At 29.8% G+C, this 25,295-nt stretch carries 29 protein-coding genes and 2 riboswitches; of the genes, 21 read left to right on the top strand and 8 right to left on the bottom strand.

All coding sequences use genetic code 11. The features are described 5' to 3' along the window. Positions 1-86: 86 nt before the first annotated feature. The gene (locus KQI42_RS03910; RefSeq protein ID WP_216516927.1) at positions 87-455 is read right to left on the bottom strand and encodes an MmcQ/YjbR family DNA-binding protein; all 369 of its coding nucleotides are present in this window, start codon (positions 453-455) and stop codon (positions 87-89) included. 212 nt (positions 456-667) lie between these two features. Between KQI42_RS03910 and def the strand changes: the two genes are divergently transcribed. The 3 genes from def to KQI42_RS03895 all read left to right on the top strand — a co-directional run bounded on the left by def (position 668) and on the right by KQI42_RS03895 (position 2,727). Next, positions 668-1,123 carry a peptide deformylase gene (def, locus tag KQI42_RS03905; RefSeq protein WP_216516925.1) on the top strand — a complete coding sequence of 152 codons (456 nt, stop codon included), beginning with the start codon at positions 668-670 and terminating at the stop codon, positions 1,121-1,123. A gap of 277 nt (positions 1,124-1,400) precedes the next feature. Next, positions 1,401-1,661 (top strand): winged helix-turn-helix transcriptional regulator, encoded by a 261-nt coding sequence (locus KQI42_RS03900; protein ID WP_216517072.1) that lies wholly within the window; start codon positions 1,401-1,403, stop codon positions 1,659-1,661. A gap of 211 nt (positions 1,662-1,872) precedes the next feature. Beyond that, complete coding sequence (locus KQI42_RS03895) at positions 1,873-2,727, top strand: hypothetical protein (protein WP_216516923.1); 855 nt, start codon at positions 1,873-1,875, stop codon at positions 2,725-2,727. A 296-nt stretch (positions 2,728-3,023) separates the two neighbouring features. Here KQI42_RS03895 and KQI42_RS03890 read toward each other — a convergent pair whose 3' ends face one another. Next, positions 3,024-3,269: a helix-turn-helix domain-containing protein gene (locus KQI42_RS03890; protein ID WP_216516921.1), complete on the bottom strand. Its 246-nt coding sequence runs from the start codon at positions 3,267-3,269 to the stop codon at positions 3,024-3,026. Positions 3,270-3,846: 577 nt separating this feature from the next. On the opposite strand from KQI42_RS03890, the gene KQI42_RS03885 reads away from it, so the two are divergent. Beyond that, positions 3,847-4,077 carry an aspartyl-phosphate phosphatase Spo0E family protein gene (locus KQI42_RS03885; RefSeq protein WP_216516919.1) on the top strand — a complete coding sequence of 77 codons (231 nt, stop codon included), beginning with the start codon at positions 3,847-3,849 and terminating at the stop codon, positions 4,075-4,077. A 324-nt stretch (positions 4,078-4,401) separates the two neighbouring features. On the opposite strand, the gene KQI42_RS03880 is transcribed toward KQI42_RS03885, so the two are convergent. After that, on the bottom strand, positions 4,402-4,740 hold the full coding sequence (locus KQI42_RS03880) for a hypothetical protein (RefSeq protein ID WP_216516917.1): 339 nt from the start codon (positions 4,738-4,740) through the stop codon (positions 4,402-4,404). A gap of 268 nt (positions 4,741-5,008) precedes the next feature. Here KQI42_RS03880 and KQI42_RS03875 point away from each other — a divergent pair, with 268 nt between their 5' ends. Further along, entirely contained in the window at positions 5,009-5,782 is a 774-nt protein-coding gene (locus tag KQI42_RS03875) for an N-acetylmuramoyl-L-alanine amidase family protein (RefSeq protein ID WP_216516915.1), read from the top strand. A gap of 105 nt (positions 5,783-5,887) precedes the next feature. Here the strand turns inward: KQI42_RS03875 and KQI42_RS03870 are convergent, their stop codons facing one another. From KQI42_RS03870 to KQI42_RS03855, 4 genes are all read right to left on the bottom strand, one after another. Beyond that, the gene (locus KQI42_RS03870) at positions 5,888-6,868 is read right to left on the bottom strand and encodes a siderophore ABC transporter substrate-binding protein (RefSeq protein ID WP_216516913.1); all 981 of its coding nucleotides are present in this window, start codon (positions 6,866-6,868) and stop codon (positions 5,888-5,890) included. A gap of 70 nt (positions 6,869-6,938) precedes the next feature. Further along, on the bottom strand, positions 6,939-7,694 hold the full coding sequence (locus KQI42_RS03865) for an iron ABC transporter ATP-binding protein (protein WP_216516911.1): 756 nt from the start codon (positions 7,692-7,694) through the stop codon (positions 6,939-6,941). After that, the gene (locus KQI42_RS03860) at positions 7,691-8,641 is read right to left on the bottom strand and encodes an iron chelate uptake ABC transporter family permease subunit (RefSeq protein WP_216516909.1); all 951 of its coding nucleotides are present in this window, start codon (positions 8,639-8,641) and stop codon (positions 7,691-7,693) included. The genes KQI42_RS03865 and KQI42_RS03860 overlap by 4 nt, the downstream gene beginning before the upstream one ends. Continuing rightward, the gene (locus KQI42_RS03855; protein WP_216516907.1) at positions 8,638-9,585 is read right to left on the bottom strand and encodes an ABC transporter permease; all 948 of its coding nucleotides are present in this window, start codon (positions 9,583-9,585) and stop codon (positions 8,638-8,640) included. Before KQI42_RS03855 ends, KQI42_RS03860 begins: the two co-directional genes overlap by 4 nt. A 206-nt stretch (positions 9,586-9,791) precedes the next feature. On the opposite strand from KQI42_RS03855, the gene KQI42_RS03850 reads away from it, so the two are divergent. From KQI42_RS03850 to KQI42_RS03840, 3 genes are all read left to right on the top strand, one after another. Next, positions 9,792-10,556 (top strand): helix-turn-helix domain-containing protein, encoded by a 765-nt coding sequence (locus KQI42_RS03850; RefSeq protein ID WP_216516905.1) that lies wholly within the window; start codon positions 9,792-9,794, stop codon positions 10,554-10,556. 49 nt (positions 10,557-10,605) lie between these two features. Next, positions 10,606-11,355 (top strand): AAA family ATPase, encoded by a 750-nt coding sequence (locus KQI42_RS03845; protein ID WP_216516903.1) that lies wholly within the window; start codon positions 10,606-10,608, stop codon positions 11,353-11,355. A gap of 83 nt (positions 11,356-11,438) precedes the next feature. After that, positions 11,439-11,567, top strand: coding sequence for a DUF4184 family protein (locus KQI42_RS03840; RefSeq protein WP_216516901.1), 129 nt, complete (start codon positions 11,439-11,441; stop codon positions 11,565-11,567). Between the two features lie 41 nt (positions 11,568-11,608). Here the strand turns inward: KQI42_RS03840 and KQI42_RS03835 are convergent, their stop codons facing one another. Continuing rightward, positions 11,609-11,923, bottom strand: a complete 315-nt coding sequence (locus KQI42_RS03835) for a hypothetical protein (RefSeq protein WP_216516899.1) — start codon at positions 11,921-11,923, stop codon at positions 11,609-11,611. 493 nt (positions 11,924-12,416) lie between these two features. On the opposite strand from KQI42_RS03835, the gene KQI42_RS21230 reads away from it, so the two are divergent. From KQI42_RS21230 to KQI42_RS03775, 13 genes are all read left to right on the top strand, one after another. Next, positions 12,417-12,539, top strand: a complete 123-nt coding sequence (locus KQI42_RS21230) for a hypothetical protein (protein ID WP_281420282.1) — start codon at positions 12,417-12,419, stop codon at positions 12,537-12,539. A gap of 140 nt (positions 12,540-12,679) precedes the next feature. Next, on the top strand, positions 12,680-13,729 hold the full coding sequence (locus KQI42_RS03830; RefSeq protein ID WP_216516897.1) for a FecCD family ABC transporter permease: 1,050 nt from the start codon (positions 12,680-12,682) through the stop codon (positions 13,727-13,729). Further along, entirely contained in the window at positions 13,730-14,764 is a 1,035-nt protein-coding gene (locus KQI42_RS03825) for a FecCD family ABC transporter permease (protein ID WP_246566039.1), read from the top strand. A gap of 63 nt (positions 14,765-14,827) precedes the next feature. Continuing rightward, positions 14,828-15,661 (top strand): ABC transporter ATP-binding protein, encoded by an 834-nt coding sequence (locus tag KQI42_RS03820; RefSeq protein WP_246566037.1) that lies wholly within the window; start codon positions 14,828-14,830, stop codon positions 15,659-15,661. 264 nt (positions 15,662-15,925) lie between these two features. Beyond that, complete coding sequence (locus tag KQI42_RS03815) at positions 15,926-17,086, top strand: double-cubane-cluster-containing anaerobic reductase (protein ID WP_216516895.1); 1,161 nt, start codon at positions 15,926-15,928, stop codon at positions 17,084-17,086. Between the two features lie 254 nt (positions 17,087-17,340). Then, positions 17,341-17,952, top strand: a complete 612-nt coding sequence (wrbA, locus tag KQI42_RS03810) for an NAD(P)H:quinone oxidoreductase (RefSeq protein ID WP_216516893.1) — start codon at positions 17,341-17,343, stop codon at positions 17,950-17,952. A 55-nt stretch (positions 17,953-18,007) separates the two neighbouring features. Beyond that, a riboswitch (Fluoride riboswitch) is annotated at positions 18,008-18,066 on the top strand. Positions 18,067-18,122: 56 nt separating this feature from the next. After that, positions 18,123-19,313 carry a cation:proton antiporter gene (locus tag KQI42_RS03805; RefSeq protein WP_216516891.1) on the top strand — a complete coding sequence of 397 codons (1,191 nt, stop codon included), beginning with the start codon at positions 18,123-18,125 and terminating at the stop codon, positions 19,311-19,313. Positions 19,314-19,387: 74 nt separating this feature from the next. After that, a riboswitch (TPP riboswitch) is annotated at positions 19,388-19,497 on the top strand. Between the two features lie 71 nt (positions 19,498-19,568). Next, positions 19,569-20,582, top strand: coding sequence for a thiamine phosphate synthase (thiE, locus tag KQI42_RS03800; RefSeq protein ID WP_216516889.1), 1,014 nt, complete (start codon positions 19,569-19,571; stop codon positions 20,580-20,582). A gap of 15 nt (positions 20,583-20,597) precedes the next feature. Further along, complete coding sequence (thiC, locus tag KQI42_RS03795) at positions 20,598-21,911, top strand: phosphomethylpyrimidine synthase ThiC (protein ID WP_216516887.1); 1,314 nt, start codon at positions 20,598-20,600, stop codon at positions 21,909-21,911. A 2-nt stretch (positions 21,912-21,913) separates the two neighbouring features. Further along, positions 21,914-22,408, top strand: a complete 495-nt coding sequence (thiW, locus tag KQI42_RS03790; protein ID WP_216516885.1) for an energy coupling factor transporter S component ThiW — start codon at positions 21,914-21,916, stop codon at positions 22,406-22,408. A 156-nt stretch (positions 22,409-22,564) separates the two neighbouring features. Beyond that, positions 22,565-22,747 (top strand): bifunctional hydroxymethylpyrimidine kinase/phosphomethylpyrimidine kinase, encoded by a 183-nt coding sequence (locus KQI42_RS03785; protein ID WP_216516883.1) that lies wholly within the window; start codon positions 22,565-22,567, stop codon positions 22,745-22,747. A 310-nt stretch (positions 22,748-23,057) separates the two neighbouring features. Next, positions 23,058-24,191 (top strand): MGDG synthase family glycosyltransferase, encoded by a 1,134-nt coding sequence (locus tag KQI42_RS03780; protein WP_216516881.1) that lies wholly within the window; start codon positions 23,058-23,060, stop codon positions 24,189-24,191. Further along, on the top strand, positions 24,181-25,287 hold the full coding sequence (locus tag KQI42_RS03775) for an MGDG synthase family glycosyltransferase (protein WP_216516879.1): 1,107 nt from the start codon (positions 24,181-24,183) through the stop codon (positions 25,285-25,287). The genes KQI42_RS03780 and KQI42_RS03775 overlap by 11 nt, the downstream gene beginning before the upstream one ends. The last annotated feature ends 8 nt before the right edge of the window (positions 25,288-25,295 follow it).

Here is a 25,295-nt window from a genome sequence, read left to right as displayed (position 1 = left end):
ATTGCTAAAACTTATTAGTAAGGATATAAAAATGAATAAACTAAGCTTCATCTTTTTAGTATTTCTACTTATTTAGATATCTTAATTTAATCACTTGTTTCTCTAATAATTTCTTTTTGCATTTTCTTACTTAAAGAGTTTAATATTAAATCATATGACATATCTATCATTTGTTTTAAAATATCATCAGGCACATTTCCATCTAAATATACGGAGTTCCAATGTTCTTTATTCATATAATATCCAGCAACAATATGTTGATATTGTTCCCTTAAAAATTGTCCAAAGGGTGGTTCGCATTTTAATGTAATAATTGCTTTTTTATCTTTGTCTTCTCCCTGCATAGCAAACATTTTTCCTCCTATAAGGTATCTTATTGCATTCCATTCTATCTTAAAATCTTTATTAGCTCCTTGTTTAGAAAGGCAATACTCATCTAGCCATCCATATTTCATATAAAACACCTCCTTTGTATTAAAGAAAATCATATTAATTCACATCTTCTAATAAACAGTTTCCATAATATTATAGCGTACCTAAAAAACTTAAGTTAGAAAATTTCTAAATATCATTATATAATAAGTATTTAAGTTGTCATAAGTTTATAGTAAAATATAATACACAGAATTATTGGCATTTAATAATATCTATAATGGAGGTTTCAAATATGGCATTAAGGAATATACGTGTTTTAGGTGATGATATATTAAGAAAAAAGAGTAAACCAATAGAAAAAATTGATAATAGAGTTTTAACCTTACTTGAAGATATGGCAGAAACAGTGCATAATCATGAGAATGGAGCAGCAATAGCGGCACCGCAGATTGGTGTTCTAAGAAGAGCCGTTGTAATAGCTATGGGAGAGGAGACAATATATTTAGTCAATCCAGAAATAATTGAAACTGAAGGAAGTCAAGAAGTTATAGAAGGGTGTTTAAGTATTCCAGGTAAATGGGGTAAGCTAATAAGACCTGCAAAAGTTAAAGTAAAAGCTTTAAATGAAAAAGGAGAAGAATTTATAATAACAGGAGAAGATGATCTAGCAAAGTGTTTATGCCATGAGATAGATCATTTAGATGGGATACTTTTTATAGATAAAGTAACAGAATTTATACAAGAGTAATAATAGTAAGTAATACATTATCAATATTATTTTTTTCTTTTTGATAAGCAAGGAAGTTCAATGTTATAATAAGAAGCTCTAAAAAGAAATATACTAAATTTCAAGAGTAATTAAAATAGAAATAGTTGAAATAAATACCTATCAAAAAACATGGTTTAAGAAAAATTTCATTTTTAAACCATGTTTTTTCTTGTCTAATTTCAGATTATAATATATATACGTCTTTGGACCTTCAGAAAAACTAAAGGTTTCCACTTCTTCTACATCTACATAGAAAATTTTAAATATAGGATTATCAGGTGATTTATTAACAGGCACGAAACGTTTTGGAGAATTAAAAAAATCCCTTAACGGCATATCTCAAAAGGTTTTGACACAGCATCTTCGAGCAATGGAAGCAAATGGGCTAGTAATTCGTAAAGTATATGCAGAAGTATCACCAAGGGTGGAATATTCCCTTACAGAGATAGGTTATAGCTTAAAGACTATACACGATGCTATGTGGCAGTGGGGTGAGGAATATAAAGCTAAATTATAAGATGAATATAACAATAGAATAAGGGGTAGGGAATCTGCTCTAAATGTAATGCTTATCACATATGGTGGAATAATAATGGTGGAATAATAATGGTGGAATAATAATGGTGGAATAATAATGGTGGAATAATAAATATTATCTATCACATTGTAAAGGGTCTTAAATGTGCCAATAAGTCTATTGCATTATATAAATTGGAGGTATCAAGTATATGGTGAATAACATAATTAATATAGTACAAAATCTTATACAACAAGATGATAAATTTAAGATTATTGATATTTTACGAAATTTTATAAGTAATGAAGATACAAATAATATTATGGATATAGGCTGGGCATATTGGAATATTTCAGATAATTATGCTATGCTTAGAATGGCTGATGAAGAGTTTAAGAATCATATAAAATTTGCTGAGTTTATAAATAAAGAACTACCTAAAGAGATGTTATATTGGACGGTTTCAGATGGAACACAAAAACAAACACTAATTTTAGGTGGGTATGAAAAGTTTTGGTATGATTTATATATTACAGCTTGTAATACTGCACCAAAGACAAATGATAACTTTAGAATTAGATTCGAATCCCATAGAGCTGCAATATCTTTAATAGGATCTAAGCTTGGGGAACCTAATATAGAAATGTCGGAATTTGCTTTAAATAACATTAAAGACCTCATAAACGAAAACCCAACTGATTACAATATGAGATTTTATACGATTACATATTACTCATTATTACTAGTAATTAATACATATTTAAATAGGTCACAGTCTGAAGCCTTAGATAAGGCAATGGAATCATTTAATGCATTGGTACCTTATTTAGATATGGATAATGAAAAGGAGAATTATGATGAAATTGTAGGTACCTGGGAGCAACTTAATAGCAAACGCTCTAAGTATAATCAAGCAATGGTTGGTATAAATAACTTAATAATGAATTTAATCGATATATTTCAATATAAGATGGCATTAGAATGTTATAAGATATTTGAGGAGAAAAGAATATCCACTAATGATTATTTTAAAAGTAGAATTGAGCATGCAAAGTCCAATGTATAGTATTTCATAGAAAATATAGAAATGTATAAAGACGATCTAAGCAAAGAAAAGAACGTTGTGAAGAGGTCATTTATTGTCTGAGCTTATGTAAGAAATACACCTTCTTGATGATGATATTTAGCAGTATCAAGAAGGTGTATTTTGTTTATATAGTGCAATAGGACGACTAAATAGGTTTATAACAAAAATAGTGGGTTTAAAGAATTATTTGTTACATGATATGAACGTGTAAGAGCCTATAGTTAGATTTACAATAATAATGGTAAATGTTATAATGTTCTTTATTAGAACAAAGATTATTTTTCTAATCCCAGAAGCCAACCAACACTTACATATAATACTTGCGATAAGGCCATTAGTTCAACATCGGTAATAATTCTTTTTTGCTGCTCAAGTTTAGAGATACTGGCTCTATCAATGTAAACAGCTAATGTTTCAAGTTTGGCTGACAGTTCTTTTTGCGTCAGGTTATTTTTTAATCTAGCAGTTTTTACCCTGGGACCTATAATATTACGTTTTTCTGAATCTAACACTAACTTCATAATGAACCACCTCTGTTCTATATTGGAACAACTAGTATTTTACCCAAGATTATCCAATAGAATGTTCTAATAAAGAACATATAGCAGATTTTGGATAAAATATTGGCTGTAATTTGTAAGAATAACTTTCATATAAAAGAAATAATATGCGTTGTCATAAAGAAAAAAGATACTCAGTGCAGCAGTATCAATAATTAGATAGCATATAATTATCTTCAAAATTGAAAGTCGTGAAGAATATTACTATGACTTTATCTATTTAATATACTTTAGGAGGTTATTATGTGGGTATAGATAAATTTAATATGAAGAAATAATCTTACCAATACTTTAAGATAGTACAAGTGTGATAATTATAACAAAGTAACAACGAATACAACAACAGACTTATATAATAAAAACTACTAGGAGGTGGAGATGAATTTATAGATTTGCTGTTCACCTGAAAAAAGGAATTAGAACAAAGTAATAATGAGTTCTAAGAGGAACCTATAAAAATTTTCGAAGAAAAATATATGTCTATATTAATACAGGTATAGCTGTATAGATTGCTTTAATAATTTGGAGGAAATGTAAAATGACAGACAAAAATCTATATAAAGAAAAAGGAATAAAAGAAATAGAAAAAGATGTATTTATTGAAGATTTAAAACATTTAAAACGAGAAATTGAGATGTTGAGGAGTGAATTAAATAAGGAGGTTATTGAGGGCGGAAAAGGTATAAGTGATGTAGAAACAATTAAGTTAAGTCAAAGATTAGACGAACTAATTGCTAGGTATTTAAAAGGTATATCAGAAATGGTTTAAGTAGATTGGATATTATAGTGTAAGGAAAAGTCCTGTACTCTCTTTATTTTTCATATGTAAAAAGACAAGCTGTATTCACTTAGAAAATAAGAATTTTGATTATTAAAAGTCAAAACATATTTGCTAATTATTCTTTGATGACTCCTAGATGTGATTTAGTTATTCAAATAAAAATAAATGATTTTCTGGATAGAATTTGTAACATCAATTGAAATATAGATAGTTTATTAAATATGTTAAAAAAATATTGGAATGAATAAAAAAAGAGTCAAAAGATCAATTTTGGCTCTTTTCTAAATATTTACATCTGACACATAATAGAAACTATCTAGTAAATTTATACGGAAATTGTTTAACAATTCCTTCAGTCATTATATCAGCTATTTTTAGTGCTTGCCTTTCAATCTCATCATATAGTTCTATGCCTGTTGCATAATTGTGGTTAAGAATATTAACTACTTCAGATTTAGTTAGTGCTAGATGCTCATATAGCATTGCTCTCCAATCTTCTTCAGACCAATAAGGATTAATATAGCCAAGAAAGGCAGCAATTTCATCTGCATTGGCATACCATCTTTTTTCAGCATCAGCTACTGCATTGTTATCTCCAGCCTTAGCGGTTTTAATGAGTTCAGCCGCAATAACAAGATGTTCTTTAAACAACTTACTAAACTTAGAAGCAATTTCATTTCCATTGCTATCTGCAATAATGTATCATAGGGTTGAATTGTATAAGCAAGTATTTCCCCTGGATACATAGTCATATTTATCATCACCTTGCTAATATCTATATTTCATAGTATGCTGTATCAAAGAAGAAGTTTTATAAAATGCTTATATAATAAAGAATAAATTTACTAGAATTAATTTGTATTTTTAAGTATTTTTTGCTGTTATGTTTAAGCATTTATCCTTTAATTATTGAATAAATATGAAAAAAGGTTTATATTATTTTAAGAATGTAGGTGAAAAAATGAGAAAAGGGATTAATATTTTTGTAATAAAGTTAAATAAAAAAATATTAATTTTATTAGCATTTATAATATTATTAATTCTTATGGTATATTTTTTAAAAGGCTCTATGGTATCTGATATTTTTAGCCATAAGTCACCCAATAAAATTGTAATAGATCCAGGTCATGGTGGAATTGATGGAGGAACTGGTGATAAAGATGGTTTACTTGAAAAGGATATAAACTTAGATGTAAGCTTAAAATTGAAAAAAGTATTAGAAAAAGAAGGATTTAAAGTAGTAATGACTAGAGAAAAAGATGTTTCTTTAGAAGAACACAGTGATATTAAGGCTTCTAGATATATAAAAGATTTAAATGCAAGAAAGACTATTATAAATGAAAACGACCCAATTGTTTTTGTTAGTGTTCATGTAAACTCTAGCAAAAAGAGTACAGCTAGGGGAGTTAAAGTATACTATTATCCTACATCCACTGAAGGAAAAATGTTAGCTCAAAGTATTTGTCAATCAGTAGATATAAATGTTTATCAAGATTTCCTAAAGGATAATTCAATGAAAGCCGAAGCTATTCCAGAAGATTATTTTGTATTAAGAGAAACAAAATATACTGGAGTATTAGTAGAAGTAGGATTTATAACTAATATAGAGGATAATAAATTGATAAAAAACAATAGATACCAACAGAAGATTGCACTAGCTATAAAGGAAGGTATAAAAGAATATATAGAATAAGAAGATTATGAAGCAGATATAACGAATTTAAAATAAGTTTAAATGATAGGTTTGTAATTTAAAATCTCCTCTTTAATTGTATACAATTAAAGAGGAGATTAGTTTTTATTCTAAAGCTGATTTTACTTCTTCTATCATCTTCATAGTACCAGTAAGTCCACCAGAAGATACATACCATACTTGGGCATCAAGATATATAATTTTATCATTTTTATATGCAGTTGTAGATTTAATTAAATCGTTGTTTAATACCTGCTGTGCTGATGTATCTGCACCAACAACAACTCCTCTATCTATGACGAAAAGATAGTCTGGATTTTGTTCCACTATATATTCAAAAGAAATCTTTTTACCATGGTTTGAAACTTCAATATCTTTATCTACAGGAGTTAGTCCAAACTCTTTGTGTATAATACCAAATCTTGAACCTTCTCCATAAGCACTAAGGTTACCATCATTAGCCATAACAATTAAAGTGCTTTTTCCATCAGCCGCTGCCTTTTCATTTAAAGATTTAATGGAGTCTTGGATATTTTTAATTTCTTTTTCTATAAAATCTTCTTTATCAAAAACTTCACCTAATATTTTCATATTATTTTCAAATGAATCTATATAATTTGCTCCATCTATTGAAAGATATAAAGTTGGAGCAAGTTTTTTAAGCTCATCGTATACTTTTGCCTGTCTTCCAGAAATAATAATTATATCTGGCTTCAATTCAAAGATTTTTTCAAAGTTTGGTTCAAATAAAGTTCCAATGTCTACATATTTATCATCATTATATTTTTCAAGATAAGAAGGAATATTAGATTTTGGTAATCCAAGTACTTCTATACCCATTTTATCAAGCGTATCTAATACACCATAATCAAAAACTATTACGTTTTTAGGATTTTTATTTACAGTGACTTCATCCAATTCGTGCTTAACAGTAACTGTAGTATCAACATTAGTAGTGTCAACGTCAGTAGAAGTTTCTTCAATTGGTTCTTTCTCATTTACCTTGGGCTCTGAGCTGCATGCAGTAAGAGCTAAAGCAGAAATGATTACTATTAATAGTAAAATTAAACTTTTGTTTCTTTTCATTTTATCCACCTCATTAATTTTTTTATTTTTAATTTCAAGGTTTTTAACCTTTATTTTCTTTATAAATGTATTAGAAATATACACAGATTTTGTTGTTTTCTATATCTTCAATTGTAAAATCTATATCATATATACTTTCTAATACTTTTTTATTAATAATCTCATTAGTATTACCTTCTTTAATTATTTTTCCATCTTTTAATGCCACTATATAATCTGAATAACAAGATGCAAAGTTAATATCATGTATAACTATAGCGACAGTTTTTCCTAAATCATCTACTAAGGACCTTAGTATTTTCATTATTTGTACAGAATGTTTCATATCTAGATTATTTAATGGTTCATCTAATAAAATATACTCTGTGTTTTGAGCTATAATCATTGCTATGTAAGCTCTCTGCCTTTGACCCCCACTTAATTGATCAAGATATTTATGTTCTATATCTTTAAGCTTCATATAACTTATTGCTTCGTCAACATATCTTATATCCTCTTTAGTTAAATTGCCTTGACAGTAAGGAAAGCGTCCAAAGCTTACTAGTTCTCTAATAGTTAGTCTTATATTTATATGATTTGATTGTTTTAATATAGATATCTTTTTTGCAAGATCAGTATTATTCCATTGAACTAATTCCTTGCCATCAATAAAAATTTCTCCGTTGTTTTTTGGAATAAGTCGACTTATCATAGATAGCAATGTACTTTTTCCAGCACCATTAGGACCAATAAAAGATGTGATTTTTCCATTTGTTATTTGAGTGGATACATTGTCAACTACACTCTTATTGCCATATTGTTTTATTAGATTTTTTACCTCTATCATACTTTATTCTCCTTTAACAATAGATATATAAAATAGAATCCTCCAATGAAGTTTATAATAACGCTTATAGGCATGCTAAAGTTAAAAATTCTTTCAATAATTAGCTGACCTCCCATTAATGCAACTATACTTATTAATATAGATGTTATTATCAAATATTTGTGTTTATAAGTATTTAAAAATTCACGAGCAAGATTTACTACAAGAAGTCCTAAAAATGTTATTGGTCCAACTAAAGCTGTAGATACTGACACCAGTATAGCTACGATAACCAACATTTTTCTAACAACATTGTCATAATCCACTCCTAAGTTTATTGCATGCTCTTTTCCCAAAGATATAGTGTCTAGCACTTTAGTATACTTATGAGTATAAATTAACATTGAAAGAATGATTATAGAAGATAGTATCAAAATATTTGTGTTTATATTATTAAAACTAGCAAACATCTTATCCTGTATTAGTGAAAACTCATTAGGATCTATAAGCATCTGCATAAAAGAGGATAAACTTTGGAAAAAAGTCCCAAGTATTAGTCCTACCAATAGAAGAAAGAAAATATTATTTTCCTCTCTCTTAAATAAGAATGTATATAATAGTGCTGAGAAAATTATCATTAATCCAATAGATATAATAAAGTTTAAATTACTATTTATGACAGCTAGGTTTTTAGATCCAAGGGCAAAGACTACAAAAGTTTGTATAAACATATATAATGAATCTAATCCTAATACACTAGGGGTTAGTATACGGTTGTTGGTAATTGTTTGAAATATCATTGAAGAAAAGGCTATAGCCCCTCCTGTTAGAATAATTGCAATTACCTTTGGTACTCTTCTATAGAGAAAATACTCAAAATTGCTACTGTTTAGACCTATAAATATAAATAGTACGATTAATATAATTGATAAAATTGTAAGAAAGCCTATTTTTCTTCTAATTTTCATGATTTATTCCCCCTAACTAATAAGTAAAGGAATATAAGGCTTCCTATTATTCCAACTGTAAGACTAATTGAAACTTCATAAGGAAATATGATTATACGCCCTAAGATATCACAGAATAAAAGGAATATTGCTCCTAGTAAAGCTGTATGAACGATATTCTTTTTCATATTATCTCCTTGAAAAATTGTAACTATATTAGGTATTATAAGACCTAAGAAAGGTATCTTTCCTACTGTAATTATGACTAATGATGATATTAAAGCTACTATAACAATTCCTATATTCATTACTCTATTATAGTTAAGTCCTAAGTTTGCAGAAAAATCTTCTCCCATTCCTGCGACAGTAAATTTATTAGCATATATAAATGCAATTATTACAAGAGGAATACTGATATATAAAAGTTCATATCTTCCCTTAATTGTCATAGAAAAATCTCCTTGCAACCAAGAAGAAATATTTTGTACAAGATCATATTTATAAGCAAAAAAAGTGGTTATTGAATCTATAATACTTCCAAGCATCATTCCTATAAGCGGAATAAAGATAGTGTTTTTAAATTTTATCCTTTTTAATATCTGCATAAATAAGAATGTTCCTGATACTGCAAAGATAAAAGCAATCATCATTTTCTTAAGAGGACTAGAAGCAGTGAATAAGATTAATGACACTAAAACGCCTAATTTAGCTGAGTCTATAGTTGCAGCTGTTGTTGGAGATACAAACTTATTACGGCTTATTTGCTGCATAATCAATCCACTTATACTCATACCTATCCCAGCTATAATAATACTAATTAAACGTGGAATTCTACTAAGAAGCAATATTTGAATTTTATCTTCATTAAAATATAGTATATCTAGTAGGCTTATTTCTTTCACTCCAATGAATATTGAGCTTAGTGATAGAATAATTAATGTTATAAATAAATATCGTTTTTTCATGATGCCTCCTTACTGTAAACAACCAAGCTTTTTATTTGACACCTCTCTTTCTTCATTGATATAATTAATAAAATACTTAAGATCTTGATATCGATTTTCTATTGATATCAATTATCACTTATAATAACATTTACTTATTGATCATGTTTAAAGATATTTGTATTTTTATAACTATATTTGGTGATTTTTTAGAGAGGTGAATTATAATGGTGCTGAGTAATAACTGTTTAGCTGAAAAGCATATTTCTAATACTATAGAAAAATTCTTTTCATGTACCCATATTCCAATTAAGGCGTTTAAATGGGATGGTACCATCATACATTCAATAGGGTATGACACAAGGTTAAATAAGGTATTTGATCATAATGATATCTATGAAAGGATTGAAAATGAAATAATAAAAAAAGATGAATCTTCTATAGTCACCATTGACTGTTTAGATAAAGTTAATTTTACAGCTTGTTATATTTGTCCTAGAACTGTAGAAAGAGGTATATATATTTTAGGTCCTTATAGTATTGAGAAAACAAATAATATGGAATTTTTATATAAACCTAGTTCTTGTGTTCCGCACTTAATCTCTTTATTAAGGATGATAGGAAAAGATAGTCTTTATATAAGACAAAGTATGTCTTCACAAAATTCTCCTTATAGTTTTCATGTTAAGAGAGCGATAGATTATATTGAAGCTAGATATAGCGAGCAAATAACACTAACAGATATTTGTAATTATTTAAAAATTAATAAATGTTATTTTTGTACTATTTTTAAAAAAGAAACAAAAAAGACGTTTACACAGGTTTTAAATGAAATTAGAATAGAAAAAAGTAAGGAATTGTTATTGAAGAAAAATATATCCATCTTAGAAGTAGCGCTTTCTGTAGGATTTAATAATCAGAACTATTATAATATGACTTTTAAAAAGCTTACGAATAAGACACCATTAGAATTTAGAAATCAAAACCATTAGAACTCTCTTAGATTTTTAAAAGACAGGGTAATTTAGAAGGAGGAAGATCATGAGTCTAATGAAGGTAAATCAATATATAAGAAGTATTGAACTTAATAGAGAGAAGATATCTTATTTTCAAAACCATCCATTCAATCTTCCTATAATAAAGGATTTACATACTTTAGAATTTCATCCTAAAGTAACTTATATTGTAGGAGAAAATGGTACGGGAAAATCTACTATATTGGAAGCAATGGCAACAGCTTATGGTTTTAATCCAGAAGGTGGTACTATGAACTTTAATTTTTCTTCTTGGGAATCCCATTCAGATTTATATAAATTTATAAAAATAATAAGAGGAGTAAAAAGACCAAAGGATGGGTTTTTTCTAAGAGCTGAAAGTTTTTATAATTTAGCGACGAATATAGAAATCTTAGATGAAGGGGGAATGAGTCCAAAGATTATAGATTCTTATGGTGGCATTTCTCTTCATAAACAATCTCATGGAGAATCATTTTTTGCAGTACTTATGAATCGTTTTAGTGGAAATGGATTATATATATTAGATGAACCAGAAGCCGCTTTATCTCCCTCAAGGCAAATGGCTATGTTAAGTAGAATCCATGAATTAGTGGAAAAAGAATCTCAGTTTATAATTTCTACTCATTCTCCGATTATAATGGCATATCCAGACTCTTTTATTTATGAAATAAAGGAAGGTATTATAAAAACAGAATATGATAAAACAGAAACTTATCAAGTGATGAAGGCTTTTTTAAATAATACTAATAAAATGTTAGATATTCTTATGAAGTAAGAATGAACTTTTCAAAAACGTTTATTTTAGGAATTCTAGTTAAAGAAGTATAATCTGAAATAAAAAGAAAGGGAAGAGATAATATGCCGTTTACTTTTGCTCATCCAGCAGCAGTTCTTCCAATTAAAAATAAATGGGATAAATATTTTGATTTAACAGGATTAACTGTAACTTCTATAAAGTACTTGTCTAAAGATTGTAAGAGTGTATAACAGTATATATTTTTGTTATAAATAGGATATTAAATAAACAATTACCGGAGTCCAAAAGATTTTGAACGAAGCTGAAAGATGCAATCCCCTTCTATAACAGTGTTTTTTTGTTTAGGAGAGGAGGGTTCACTAGAATCTACTGGACTAAATCTATATGGATGATAAAGAACAGTTGGAAGTCCTGTACTTCCCATAACAAATAATCGTTTTCTATGGTCTAAGATGAAAACTGATGCTGTTTCGCCTATTTTTAATATTGATCCAAGCTTTTGCCACATCGCATTTTCTCTTATACTGTAGTTGAAAAGCCAATTTTCTACTTCCTGTCTCTTATTAAGCCATACATCTAAAGTCATCATACGCTCCTCCAGCGATCCCCAAGAGATTCACCATGAAAGATTATTCGCTCTAGTGAAATAGGGATTTCTACTTCATGACCTAAATAATCTTTATATACTCGTGTTATTTCCTCCTAATTTTCTACTTTGGTTGTTTGGGAGCTACAAGCAGAAAGCAATCCACCTAACACCAGTATGATAGAAAAAGATAATACTATTTTTTTATATGTTTCATAATTTAACCTCCATAATTTAGTATAACGATTAATAAAGATTTTCATTATTAGTTATTATCTTAATTAGAACTAATAGTTATTTCAATGGATAAATTTAAATATTGTAAATTTTTTGTACAAAAAAGTTACGTCTATGAGATTCTAGTATTGGAGGTATTGAATTATATTGACTTCCCAGTAATAAGCTGATAAAATGAAAACGATAATCATTATCAACGAGGGAAAACATTTATGTTTAAAAAGGATTAAGGCAATCATTACTTATTTTAGTTGCTATGCTTTCTTTACTTACTACCGCTTATAGTGGAAAAAGTGAAAAAGAAGTTTCTTTGGAAAATACAAGAGTTAAAACAAAAATTGTAAATACAATTAATGGAGATATTGAAATACCAGTGTAACCCAAAAGAGTTATAGTAGATGTTTTTATAGAGCGCAGTTTAGTGCTTAACTGCTGAATGAACTGAACAAGTCGAAGTTTATAATATTTAACAAATATATAGACATGAAAAAATGATTATATTTGAGGAAGGTATTTGCAATGATACAGACAAAAACAAATAAGAATGAAATTGAAAATGAACTTAAAGATAAAAGTCATCCGTTAACAGCTTCTTTTATTATAATAGGAGGATTATTTGCTCTATTAATAGGAATGGCTGTATCCGTTTCTTTTGGAGCTGCTGATATTAAAATAGCTACTGTATGGGAAGCAGTATTTCATTTTAATCCTGATATAACGGAACATATTATAATTCAAGAGCTTAGACTGCCAAGAGTATTAGGAGGAGCTTTGGTCGGAGCCTGTTTTGCTGTTTCGGGGGCTTTAATGCAGGGGATGACTCGTAATCCTTTAGCAGATTCAGGTTTAATGGGACTAAATGCTGGCGCAGGCTTTGCTTTAGCCGTTTGTTTTGCTTTTTTCCCAGGTACTCCATATTTACATTTGATTTTTTATTCCTTTTTAGGAGCAGGTGTTGGTGCAGGTCTTGTTTATGGGATAGGATCTTTTGCAAGAAATAGATTGACACCAGTTAGGTTAGTACTAGCAGGCTCTGCCGTAAGTGCTTTGTTGGGTGCTCTTAGTCAAGGAATAGCTATCTACTTTGATGTTGCACAGGATTTAGCTTTTTGGACAGCAGGAGGAATAGCAGGAACTACTTGGCTACAACTTAAAATCATGTTTCCGTGGGTAGCTGTAGCCATTATTGGATCTCTTATTATTTCACGCTCCATTACTCTTCTAAGTCTTGGAGAGGAAGTTGCTCAAGGTCTTGGCTTGCAGACTGGTATGGTAAAATTGGCAGCTACAATCATTGTACTTATGTTGGCAGGAGCAGCTGTATCCGTAGTTGGTGCAGTAGGATTTGTAGGTTTGATTATACCTCATCTTACTCGCTATCTTGTAGGAGTTGACTATCGTTGGATTGTTCCTTGTTCAGCGGTACTTGGAAGTTTATTGGTAGTATTAGCGGACCTTGGAGGAAGAATGATTAATCCTCCATATGAAACTCCAATAGGAGCTATCATTTCTCTAATAGGAGTTCCTTTCTTCCTTTGCCTTGCACGAAAGGAAAGGAGGGAATTATAAATGAATATGGTAGATATTTCTATAGAGGAGAAAAAGAAAAAAACAAGAGGAATTACTGTACTTAGTATTCTAAGTATATTAATAATAATAACTTTTATCATTAGCATAAATACAGGCTATATTAGATTATCGCCTATAGATGTAATTAGAGTTTTATTTGGAGGAGGAACAGATAAAGAAAAATTAATTCTTTTTGATTTTAGACTTCCTCGTATTGTAATCTCCATTATGATTGGAGCAGGTCTTTCTCTATCTGGATGCATTATGCAGGGAGTTTCAAGAAATGCTTTAGCAGATCCAGGGATTTTGGGAATTAATTCTGGTGCAGGTTTAATGGTAGTGTTATTTGTTTCCTTTTTTTCAACTAACTCTATAACTTCTATTTTCTTCTTGCCCTTTTTAGCTTTAATAGGAGCAGGATTAACAGCAACATTAATCTATGTATTGGCCTATAAAAAGCATGAAGGAATATCTCCAACACGATTGCTTTTGACAGGAATTGCAGTTCAATCAGCAATAAGTGCTGCAATGATCGTATTGACTATTCGTTTAAATCCTGAAAAATTTAAATTTGTTTCTGTATGGTTAGCGGGAAGTATTTGGGAAGCTAACTGGAAATTTGTACTTGCTTTATTACCTTGGCTAGTAATACTTATTCCCTTTGTTTTCTATAAAGCGAAAGTACTTAATGTTATGAACATGGGAGATCAAATTGCTACTGGTTTTGGAGTCGAAGTTGAAAAAGAAAGACGGGTTTTATTAGCTAGTGCTGTTGCTTTAGCAGGATCTTGTGTTGCTGTTAGTGGAGGAATAAGTTTTGTGGGGTTAATTGCTCCTCATCTGGCTAGACGACTTGTAGGTCCTAAGCATGAATTTTTACTTCCTGCTTCAGCATTGACAGGTTCATTATTGGTAGTTGTAGCAGATACATTAGGACGTTGGATAGTACAGCCTTCAGAAATACCTACGGGCATTGTTGTAGCCATTGTGGGAGCTCCTTATTTTTTATATTTGCTGGCTAAAACTAAAGAATAAAAGATTAGTGAAAGTAATGGCAAATATATTGCAATAGAAAATTTATAGAAGGGTGGAATAAGTTTGTCAGAACGACTGAACACAAAAAACCTAGATATTGGATATAATGAAAATTTAATTGTTAAAGAGCTTAATTTAGAAATACCTATAGGAAAGATAACAGCTTTAGTGGGAGCAAATGGTTCTGGTAAATCTACTATATTAAAAACTATGGCAAGAATTATGTCTCCAAAAGAAGGAACCGTTTTATTAGATGGAAAGTCCATTCATGCCCAATCTACTAAGGAGGTAGCTAAGCAATTAGCCATATTGCCACAGAATCCTACGGCACCCGATGGTTTAACGGTTTATGAACTTGTAAATTACGGAAGATTTCCTCATCAGCAAGGATTCGGGGCATTAAGTACTGAAGATAAACGAATTATCAATTGGGCATTAGAAATGACAGGAATGAATAAATTTTACAATCGACCAGTAGATCAACTTTCTGGTGGACAGCGTCAACGAGCTTGGATTGCTATGGCACTTGCACAGCAAACAGATATCTTATTCTTAGATGAACCTACAACTTTTCTAGATATGGCTCATCAGTTAGAAGTATTAAAATTACTAGAAAAGTTAAATCGTGAAGAAAAAAGAACGATTATTATGGTAGTTCATGATTTAAATCATGCTTCTAGGTATGCTCAACATATGGTAGCTATACGATCAGGAACTGTAGTTAGTGAAGGGGCACCAGAAAAAGTTATGACTCAGAAGGTGCTTAGAGAAGTGTTCGGCATCGAAGCAGATATCATATTGGATCCAAGAATAGGGGTACCCCTATGCATACCTTATGAGCTAGCGTCTATAAATGAGAAAGAAAAACATAAATATAAAGCTTTGAAAACTGGATAGAGGTTAAAGGGGGATTTTTCGGTAATTAATACTAAGTGTAAAAGATACACGTAGAAATTTATTTAAGGTTTAATTAAATAACACAAAGTAAAGAAAGCTTTTCAACCATAGTTGAATAAGCTTTCTTTTTTATTTGTTATAGATAAATATAATATGAACCTTTGAGCATATTGATATTTATTATTGGTAGGTAATTTAACCTAATGTTACAATTAAATAGGAAAATTATATAAAAAATTAATAATGTAAAGAGGAGAGATAAGGATGAGACCACTACTTATGGAGGAAGTAGAAGCGTTAAGAGGAGTAAATTCCGTGAAGATTAAGGAAGCCCATGAAGCTGGGAAAAAGGTAGTAGGCATGTATTGTGTATTTTCACCTCAAGAAATTGCTTTAGCTGCTGATGCAATTGCTGTAACCCTTTGTGGCACTGCACAAGCACCTATTGAAGATGCAGAAAAAGAACTTCCAAGAAACCTATGTCCACTTATTAAATCTAGTTATGGATTTGCAATTACGGATAAATGTCCCTATTTTTTCTTTTCCGATGCATTATTAGTGGAAACTACTTGTGATGGGAAGAAGAAAATGTATGAGTTAATGAGCAAAATAAAACCTATGCATAGAATGAATTTACCACAGACTGCCGAAGATGAAGATGCGCTAGAAATGTGGAAAAAAGAAATGATTAAATTTAAAAATTTTTTAGAGGAACAATTTAGTGTAGAAATTACAGAGGATAAGCTTAGAGATTCTATCAAATTAATGAATAGAGAAAGAGATGCAATGAAAAGATTGCATAAATTAAATGCTCATAAGCCTGCTCCATTAACTGGAATGGATATGATGCTATCACAATGGCTAAAGGGTTTCAATGTAGATAAGGAATCTGGTATAGAGTTAATTGAAAAACTAATTACTCAAGTTGAAGAGCAAATGGAAAAAGGTATTTACGCTTTTGATGAAGACGCACCAAGAATTTTATTAACAGGATGTCCAATTGGAAGTGGTTCAGAGAAAGTATTGAGAGCTTTAGAAGAAGCAGGAGCATCTGTAGTTGCTTTAGAAAATTGTACAGGCTATAAAGGTTTAGATGTAATGGTAGATGAGGATAAGGATCCTATTACAGCGTTGGCTGAAAAGTATTTATCAACGCCTTGTTCTTGTATGACACCTAACAATACAAGATTAGATTTAATTAAGAGATTATCAGAGGAATATAAGGTAGATGGGGTAGTAGATTTAACGTGGCAAGCTTGTCATACCTATAATATAGAATCTTTTACTGTTGGAAACTTTGTAAAAAATGAATTAAATCTGCCATTTATTCAAATAGAGACAGATTATTCTGAAGCTGATACTGGTCAAATTAAGGTTAGAGTTGAAGCTTTTCTAGAAACTATAGTTTCATCAGCAGAAGCTTAATAACTTGATTTATATAACTGCGAATAATTACGACAACATCCTTATGTTTAAAGGTGATTTAAAATAAGAATCAAGAAGAACAAGAGAATGAACGGCACAATTTCTTGTTCTTTTTTGATTTATTAAAGAATATTCGTTTTAAATAATTCAAGAATTTCTTTGATTAAATTTTTTGAAAATAGGGTAAATTACAAGTAAGATTTAGAATTAGTATTGAAGTTTATTATAAAGGTTATCTGAAGGGAGACAATTAAATGGGAAAAGTAAAATTAGGGATTATTTATTATAGTTCTACAGGAACAAATTATAAATTAGCTAAATGGGCAGAAGAAGCAGCATTAGAGGTCGGAGCAGAAGTAAGAGTATTAAAAGTCCAAGAATTAGCACCAGAAGCAGCAATTAACTCTAATCCAGTATGGAAAGCTCATGTGGAAGAAGCCAAAGATGTACCGATAGCGACTACTGATGATCTAGAGTGGGCAGACGCCATAATATTTAGTACACCTACACGTTTTGGAAATATATCTTCTCAAATGAAGCAATTTATAGACATTACAGGTGGAATCTGGGCACAGGGGAAATTGACTAATAAGGTTGTAAGTGCCATGTCTTCTGCTGGAAATCCTCATGGTGGGCAAGAAGCTACCATAAAAGCCTTATATACATCTATGATGCATTGGGGAGCAATTATAGCAACTCCTGGATTTACAGATAGATCGATATATAAAGCAGGGGGAAATCCTTATGGAACCAGTGTTACAGTGGATCAAGATGGTAAAATGGTAGAAGACGTAGAGGATGCTGTAAAACATCAAGCAAAACGTACAATAGAAATTGCCTCTTGGATTAAAAAAGGAAAAGAATAATTAAATTATATTTTATTGAACTTAGTATGAAAATATAGTAATATATAACATATAAAAGTAAATAGGCGATGGAGTTCGCCATAACTGCTAAATGCTAATGACTCCTACAGATATAATTATAATGTATCTGTAGGATTTTTTGTTTTTTAGAATTTTAAGGAGGGATTTTTTTGGCAACAGATTTAGCTATTATAATATTGTTGGGACTTTTAGCAAATGCTCTATTTACAAAAATGAAATTACCAGGACTATTGGGAATGCTTATCTTAGGAATCATTATAGGTCCTTATGGACTCAATTGGTTAAAAACAGATATTATAAACATATCTCCAGATCTCCGTAAAATTGCCTTAATAGTAATTCTTTTGAGAGCAGGACTTGGTATTAGTAGAGATGATTTAAAGAAGGTAGGTATACCTGCTATTAAGTTAAGTTGTATTCCAGGTTTAATTGAAGGCTTTACTATAGTTTTTATTTCAACAAAACTGTTAGGATTTTCTTTTATACAAGGAGGAATATTAGGATTTATACTAGCTGCCGTTTCTCCAGCAGTAGTTGTTCCTCAAATGCTAAATTTTATGGAAAGAGGTGTAGGAACAGATAAGGGGATACCTACTTTGATATTAGCAGGAGCTTCTATAGACGATGTTTTTGCAATAACTATATTCAGTACATTTTTAGGATTATATAGCGGTAATCAAGGTAATATAGGAGTAAAAATACTGGGGATTCCTTTTTCAATTATTTTAGGTATTGTTTTAGGCGGGATTATTGGATTTATTATGGTAAAGCTCTTTGAAAAATACCATATTAGAGATACAAAGAAGATACTTTATATACTTGGATCTGCAATTTTACTTACAGCATTAGAAAATTTATTAAAAAATAAAATTGAAATAGCAGGACTTTTAGGAGTCATGACTATTGGATTTATTATTCTAGAAAAAATGCCTCAAGTAGGAAAAAGACTGTCTATTAAGTTTAACAAAATATGGGTATTTGCAGAAATCTTGCTCTTTGTTTTAGTGGGAGCTCAAGTAAATATTGGAGTAGCTTTAGAAGCAGGAATTAAAGGAATTATATTAATATTTATAGGCTTAATAGGGCGAAGTATTGGAGTTATGATTTCTCTTATAGGAACCAATTTAAACTGGAAGGAAAGATTATTTTGCATCATATCCTATATTCCTAAAGCTACAGTACAAGCAGCTATAGGAGGAGTCCCTCTATCTTTAGGAGTAGCATCAGGAGATGTGATCTTAGCCTTAGCTGTACTAGCCATTGTAATAACTGCACCATTGGGAGCTTTAGGAATTAGTTTATCTGGTGATAAATTGCTTAATAAGAGAAAAGGGATATAAACTTGTAAAAGCTTTAATTCTATGTTATATTTCTATTAAGGATATAAAGTTGTATCTAAAAACTGAAATTTAATATCAAGTTAAAGGGGGGCTTATATTGATAGGCTGAGATAGGAATGTTATTCCTGACCCTAAGAACCTGATTTGGGTAATGCCAACGAAGGGATTTAGCTAGGGAACTAGAGGAGCTGTATTTTTGCTGTATACTTTTGTTGGTATACAGCTTTTTTATTTTTTGTAAAAGGAGGTGAAAAGATGGAAGTGCTTAGAATAATAGATGCAAATATAAACAGAGTTTCAGAAGGGTTACGAGTAATTGAAGATATACAAAGATTTATCTTTAATAATGAAGAAATATCAAAGAAGTTAAGGGAAATGAGACATTTGGTAAGAAAGGGTTTTTATTGTAAGGAGTTGTTAGAAAGTAGAAATGTAATAGGAGATATTGGTGTAACCATATCTAAGAATAGTTTATTAGATCAGAAACATAGTCTAGAAGATCTGTTAATATCAAATTTTAAAAGAGTAGAAGAAGGGCTAAGAAGTATAGAAGAATCTTTAAAAATAATTGACCACTATAAAGAATCTAAAATCTATGAAAATATTAGATTTCAGGTATATGATTTAGAAATAATGCTGTTAGCGAAAAAGAATATTCCTAAAACTGATATTTATGCCATATTAGGAGAAGAGTTTTCAAAAAGTAGAAGTAATATTGAAGTAGCAAAAGAATTAATAGAAGCAGATGTAAAGATAATTCAATACAGAGAGAAAGATAAAAGTAAAAAGAAGAAATACGAAGAATGTAAGGCTATTAGAGCATTGACTAAGGAAAAAGGAGTTACTTTTATAGTTAACGACGATATATCCATAGCCTTAGCTGTTAAAGCTGATGGTATCCATATTGGACAAGATGATATGCCTATTGAAGAGGTAAAAAGACTAGCACCTAATATGATAATTGGACTATCAACTCACAATGAGAGCCAAGCAAAATTGGCTATAGAAAAAGAAGCAGACTATATTGGAGTAGGATCGATATTTAATACTACAACAAAGGAAAATGTAGAAAAATCAGAAGGACTAAATTACTTAAAATGGGTTTCTGAAAACATAAGTATACCTTATGTGGCAATAGGTGGAATAAAGGAAGAAAACATAATCTCTGTGAAAGATTATGGAGGATATTGTTTCGCTATGATATCTGAAATAACAGGTGCAGAAAATATTAAAGGAAAAATCAAGTCTATAAGATCAAAACTAAGGTAAGGGAGGATTCTGAAAATGAATTATACGACTCAAATGGATGCAGCCAAAAAAGGGATTATCACTAAAGAAATGGAAGTAGTTAGTAGAAAAGAAAATATAGATATAGAAATTCTAAGAGAAAGAGTAGCTAAAGGTCAAATTGTAATACCTGCCAATAAAAATCATAAATCTCTAGATGCAGAAGGAGTAGGGAAAGGGTTAAAGACAAAGATCAACGTCAATTTAGGAATTTCTAGAGATTGTCCTAATGTAGATACAGAGTTGGATAAAGTGAAGACCGCTTTAGATATGAAAGTAGAAGCCATAATGGATTTAAGTTCCTTTGGTAAAACTGAAGAGTTTAGAAAAAGGTTAATAAATATGTCTACAGCTATGATTGGAACCGTTCCTGTATATGATGCTGTAGGTTTCTATGATAAAGAACTTAAAGATATTACAGAAAAAGAATTTTTAGATGTAGTAAGAAAACATGGAGAAGATGGAGTAGACTTTATCACTATTCATGCAGGTATGAATAGAGAGACGGCTAAAGTTTTTAAGAAAAATGAAAGAATTACTAATATAGTTTCAAGAGGTGGATCTTTATTATATGCTTGGATGGAACTAAACAATAAGGAGAACCCCTTCTATGAATATTTTGATGAGTTATTAGAAATATGCCAAGAATACGATATGACCATAAGTCTTGGAGATGCTCTAAGACCAGGAAGCATAGAAGATGGAACAGATGGACCTCAGATAGCAGAACTTATGGTATTAGGAGAGTTAACAAAGAGAGCATGGGAGAAAAATGTACAAATTATAATAGAAGGACCAGGGCATATTCAGCTAAATGAAATTGAAGCTAATGTTCTTTTAGAGAAAAAGCTTTGTTATGAAGCACCTTTTTATGTATTAGGACCTATTGTAACAGATATAGCTCCTGGCTATGATCATATAACCAGTGCTATAGGGGGAGCCATAGCTGCTAGTCATGGAGTAGATTTCCTATGTTATGTAACTCCAGCAGAACATTTAAGATTACCTACTTTAGAGGATATGAAGGAAGGGATTATAGCTTCTAAGATAGCTGCCCATGCAGGAGATATTGCCAAAGGTGTACCAGGTGCTAAAGAATGGGACTTAAAAATGAGCAGAGCAAGACAAAAATTAGATTGGGAAGGAATGTTTAAGTTAGCTTTAGATGAAGAAAAAGCTAGAAGATATAGAGCTGAATCTAACCCAGAACATGAAGATAGTTGTACTATGTGTGGTAAAATGTGTTCCATGAGAAATATGAATAGAGTCATGGAAGGTAAAGATATAAATATATTAAGGGCAGAAGATTAAGAATGGATACAAGAAAATTAACTATTTCTGCTATGTTTATTTCTATAGGAGTAGTATTAGGGAATTTAGTATATATTCCTGTAGGAGTTTCTAAATGCTTTCCAATACAGCATACAATAAATTTATTATCTGCAATAACCTTAGGACCTTTTTATAGTACAGCTATAGCTTTTCTTATTTCTCTAATTAGAAATCTTATTGGTACAGGAAGTTTTCTTGCTTTTCCCGGTAGTATGATTGGAGCTTTTTTAGCAGGAGTAATATATAAGAAAACGAAAAATAGTTATGGAGCAGCTATTGGAGAAATATTTGGGGCAGGAGTATTAGGAGGATTAACAGCTTTTCCTATAGCAAAGTATATAATGGGAAAAGAAGTTATAGCTTTTTTCTTCGTTTATCCTTTCCTATTAAGCACTATAGGAGGAAGTATAATAGGTTTAATATTAATTAAAATATTTAATTCCATGAAATGTAATTTAAAAATATTAAAGCATTAGATTAAGTCAGGAGAAGCTTTATGAGTTATGATAATATTGGAGAACATCTTTGTAATGATATCTAAAAGTAGATTTAAACTCATTTAAGAATATGGAAATGAAATTTTTTATAAAAGTTATTGCTTTTAGTCACCATTATAATTTCTAGTTTATTTGATGCTGAAGAAAACTATAAATGAAGGAAAAATCATACAATTTAAATCAAATAGGACAAATACTAAAAACCTTCATGGAACTAGTTGTACCTTTTCATTAATTATAGCTTCTAATTTAGCCAAAGGTATGAATATTGAAAAAGGAATAGGTCCTGTAAATCATTTTTATAAATTTAATATGTAAAAACCTAGGATGTTTAGTTATATTTTAACTAACATCCTTTTTATTTGGGAAAAAGTAAAGTTTCTTTTATAATAAATATAATTAAAATATACTAAATCATTAGCCTCCATTTACCAGGATATAAACCTAGGAAAATACGGATACTATAAATAGAAAGATAAGTCTATATTTAACTTTCATAATAGATGGAAATTATTATATTATATATATATAATAATTTAAGAAACTTTTAAGACATTGTTAACGTTATATTAACGTAAATATGATATCTTATTTATGACATAATAATTTAGTAAATGGAGGATTAAATATGGAGAAGGTTTTAATATTTACTGCTGCCACAGGCGGTGGTCATAATGAAGCTGCTTCCTCTCTAGAGAAAGAATTTATAAAGAATGGTTATGAGGTAAAAAAAGTAGATATTTTAAAAGAAATAAATAAAATGCTAGATATTCTTATTTCAGATTCCTATAGGATTCTTGCCAGCAAGCTTCCTAAATTCTATGGAAGCCTTTATGAAATAAGCAACAAAGAAATAACTAATAAGTTTATTACTAAGTCTTTTACTAAAATTGCACGACAAAAAGTTTTTCATATTATTTTAGGAGAAGACCCTAGTTTAATCATAGGAACTCATGCTTTTACAGTAAGCGTAATAGGATATTTAAAAGCAAATAAGTTAATTAATATACCTTTTATTTCAGTGATAACAGATTATGAAGCACATCAAACTTACATTGATAACAATGTAGATGCATATATTACTGGAAGTATTTATACAAGCAAAACTTTGGAGAAGTATGGTATAGAAAGAGACAGAATCTATCCCTATGGAATACCTATTAAAAGAGAATTTTTCCGTAGTTTTAATACTGAAGAATTTAAAAAAGAGCATTTTCAAATTTTGTTAATGGCAGGTAGCTTAGGACTTAAAAATATAAAAAAAGCATTAAAGAGTATAATAACTTTACAAAGAAATTTTCATATTGTAGTAGTTTGTGGGAACAATAATGAGCTAAAAAAATCTATAGAAAAGACTTACACTGACTTAATTAATAATGGTAAGATTAGATTATATGGCTTCACAAAAGAGATTCCCTATTTGATGGAAACTTCTAACATTATAATAACTAAACCCGGAGGTTTAACGGTTTCTGAAGCTATAGCAAAGAAATTACCTATGATTATACCATATTATATACCAGGACAAGAAAAAGAAAACTTAGATTTTCTAGTAAAGCAAAATGTGGCCATTTATGTAGATGAAGAAAATCATATAAGTAAAATTGTAGAAAAGATTATGGACAATCCTGAAATTCTAGAAAGTATGAGAAACAACATGACAAAATTGGCTAAACAGTTTTGTCTAGATAATATATGTAAACTTGGAAAAAAATTAATAGAAGATTATAATTGTGGAGTAGGTGTAGTTGATGAAGGATAGGATAGATATATTAATTTTGACAGCAAACTTTGGTCAGGGACATATATCTGTATCTAAAGGGATTAAGGAGAATATTTTAAAAATAGATCCTTCAATAAATATAGAAATTGCAGATTTATTTCAGATATTTATGCCCAAACTATCAAAAAATATGTACAAGGGATATGGAGTCTTAGTGAAGAGTAGTCCTGAAATTTATAATCATTTTTATTATAAGAAGAATAAAGAAAGTTCAATAGGGAAAGATCAATTTTCTTATAAATATAATTTAAATAAATTACAAAACTATCTTATAAAACTTCAGCCTAAAATGATAATTTCAACTTTTCCTGGAGCAACATACTATATTTCAAAACTTAAAGAACATCCTTTTTTCTCCTTCCCATTAATTACTTGCATTACAGATGTAGTTTCTAGTTGGGAATGGATTGTTCCAAACTGTGATAAGTACTTTGTAGCAACGGAAGAAATAAAGGAAAGAATGATTGAAAAAGGAGTACAAAGTGAAAAAATTGTAACTACAGGAATACCTTTAAGGAGGGAGTTTATAGAAGAAAATAAACCTGTCCCAAACATTACTCTGCCTAAAGATGGACTAGTCATGATGATTATGGGTGGCGGTATGGGACTTTTGCCTAAAAATAAAAACTTTTATAATTGGCTCAATAATTTAGAAGGGGTAACTACCTTAGTTCTAACAGGAAAAAATGAAGAATTATTAGAAAAACTTATAGAAACAGATATGGATAGAGTTATACCCGTTGGATATATTGAAGAGGTAGCTTATTTGATGGATAAATGTGACTTGTTAATAACAAAAGCAGGGGGAGTAACTGTGTTTGAAGCCATTGCTTCTAATTTACCTTTAATTGTATACAAACCAAAATTAGGACAAGAAATAGAAAATACAAATTTTATAGAAGAAGAATCTATAGGTCGTATTGCATTCAGTATGAAGGATTTACAATGGATTGTTGAAGACCTAATAAACAACAGAGAGAAGATTAAAAATTATAAGAGGAATATAGATGCTTTAAAAAAGTATATAAATATGAATAGATTAGCGGAAGAATCAATAAAATTGCTTTATAGTTAACCTAGTAT

It is taken from the genome of Tissierella simiarum, from assembly GCF_018917865.1.
GTDB classification, from domain to species: Bacteria; Bacillota; Clostridia; order Tissierellales; family Tissierellaceae; genus Tissierella_C; species Tissierella_C simiarum.
Note: the sequence above shows the minus strand (reverse complement) of the source record. Positions and strands in the feature narration are given on the sequence as shown.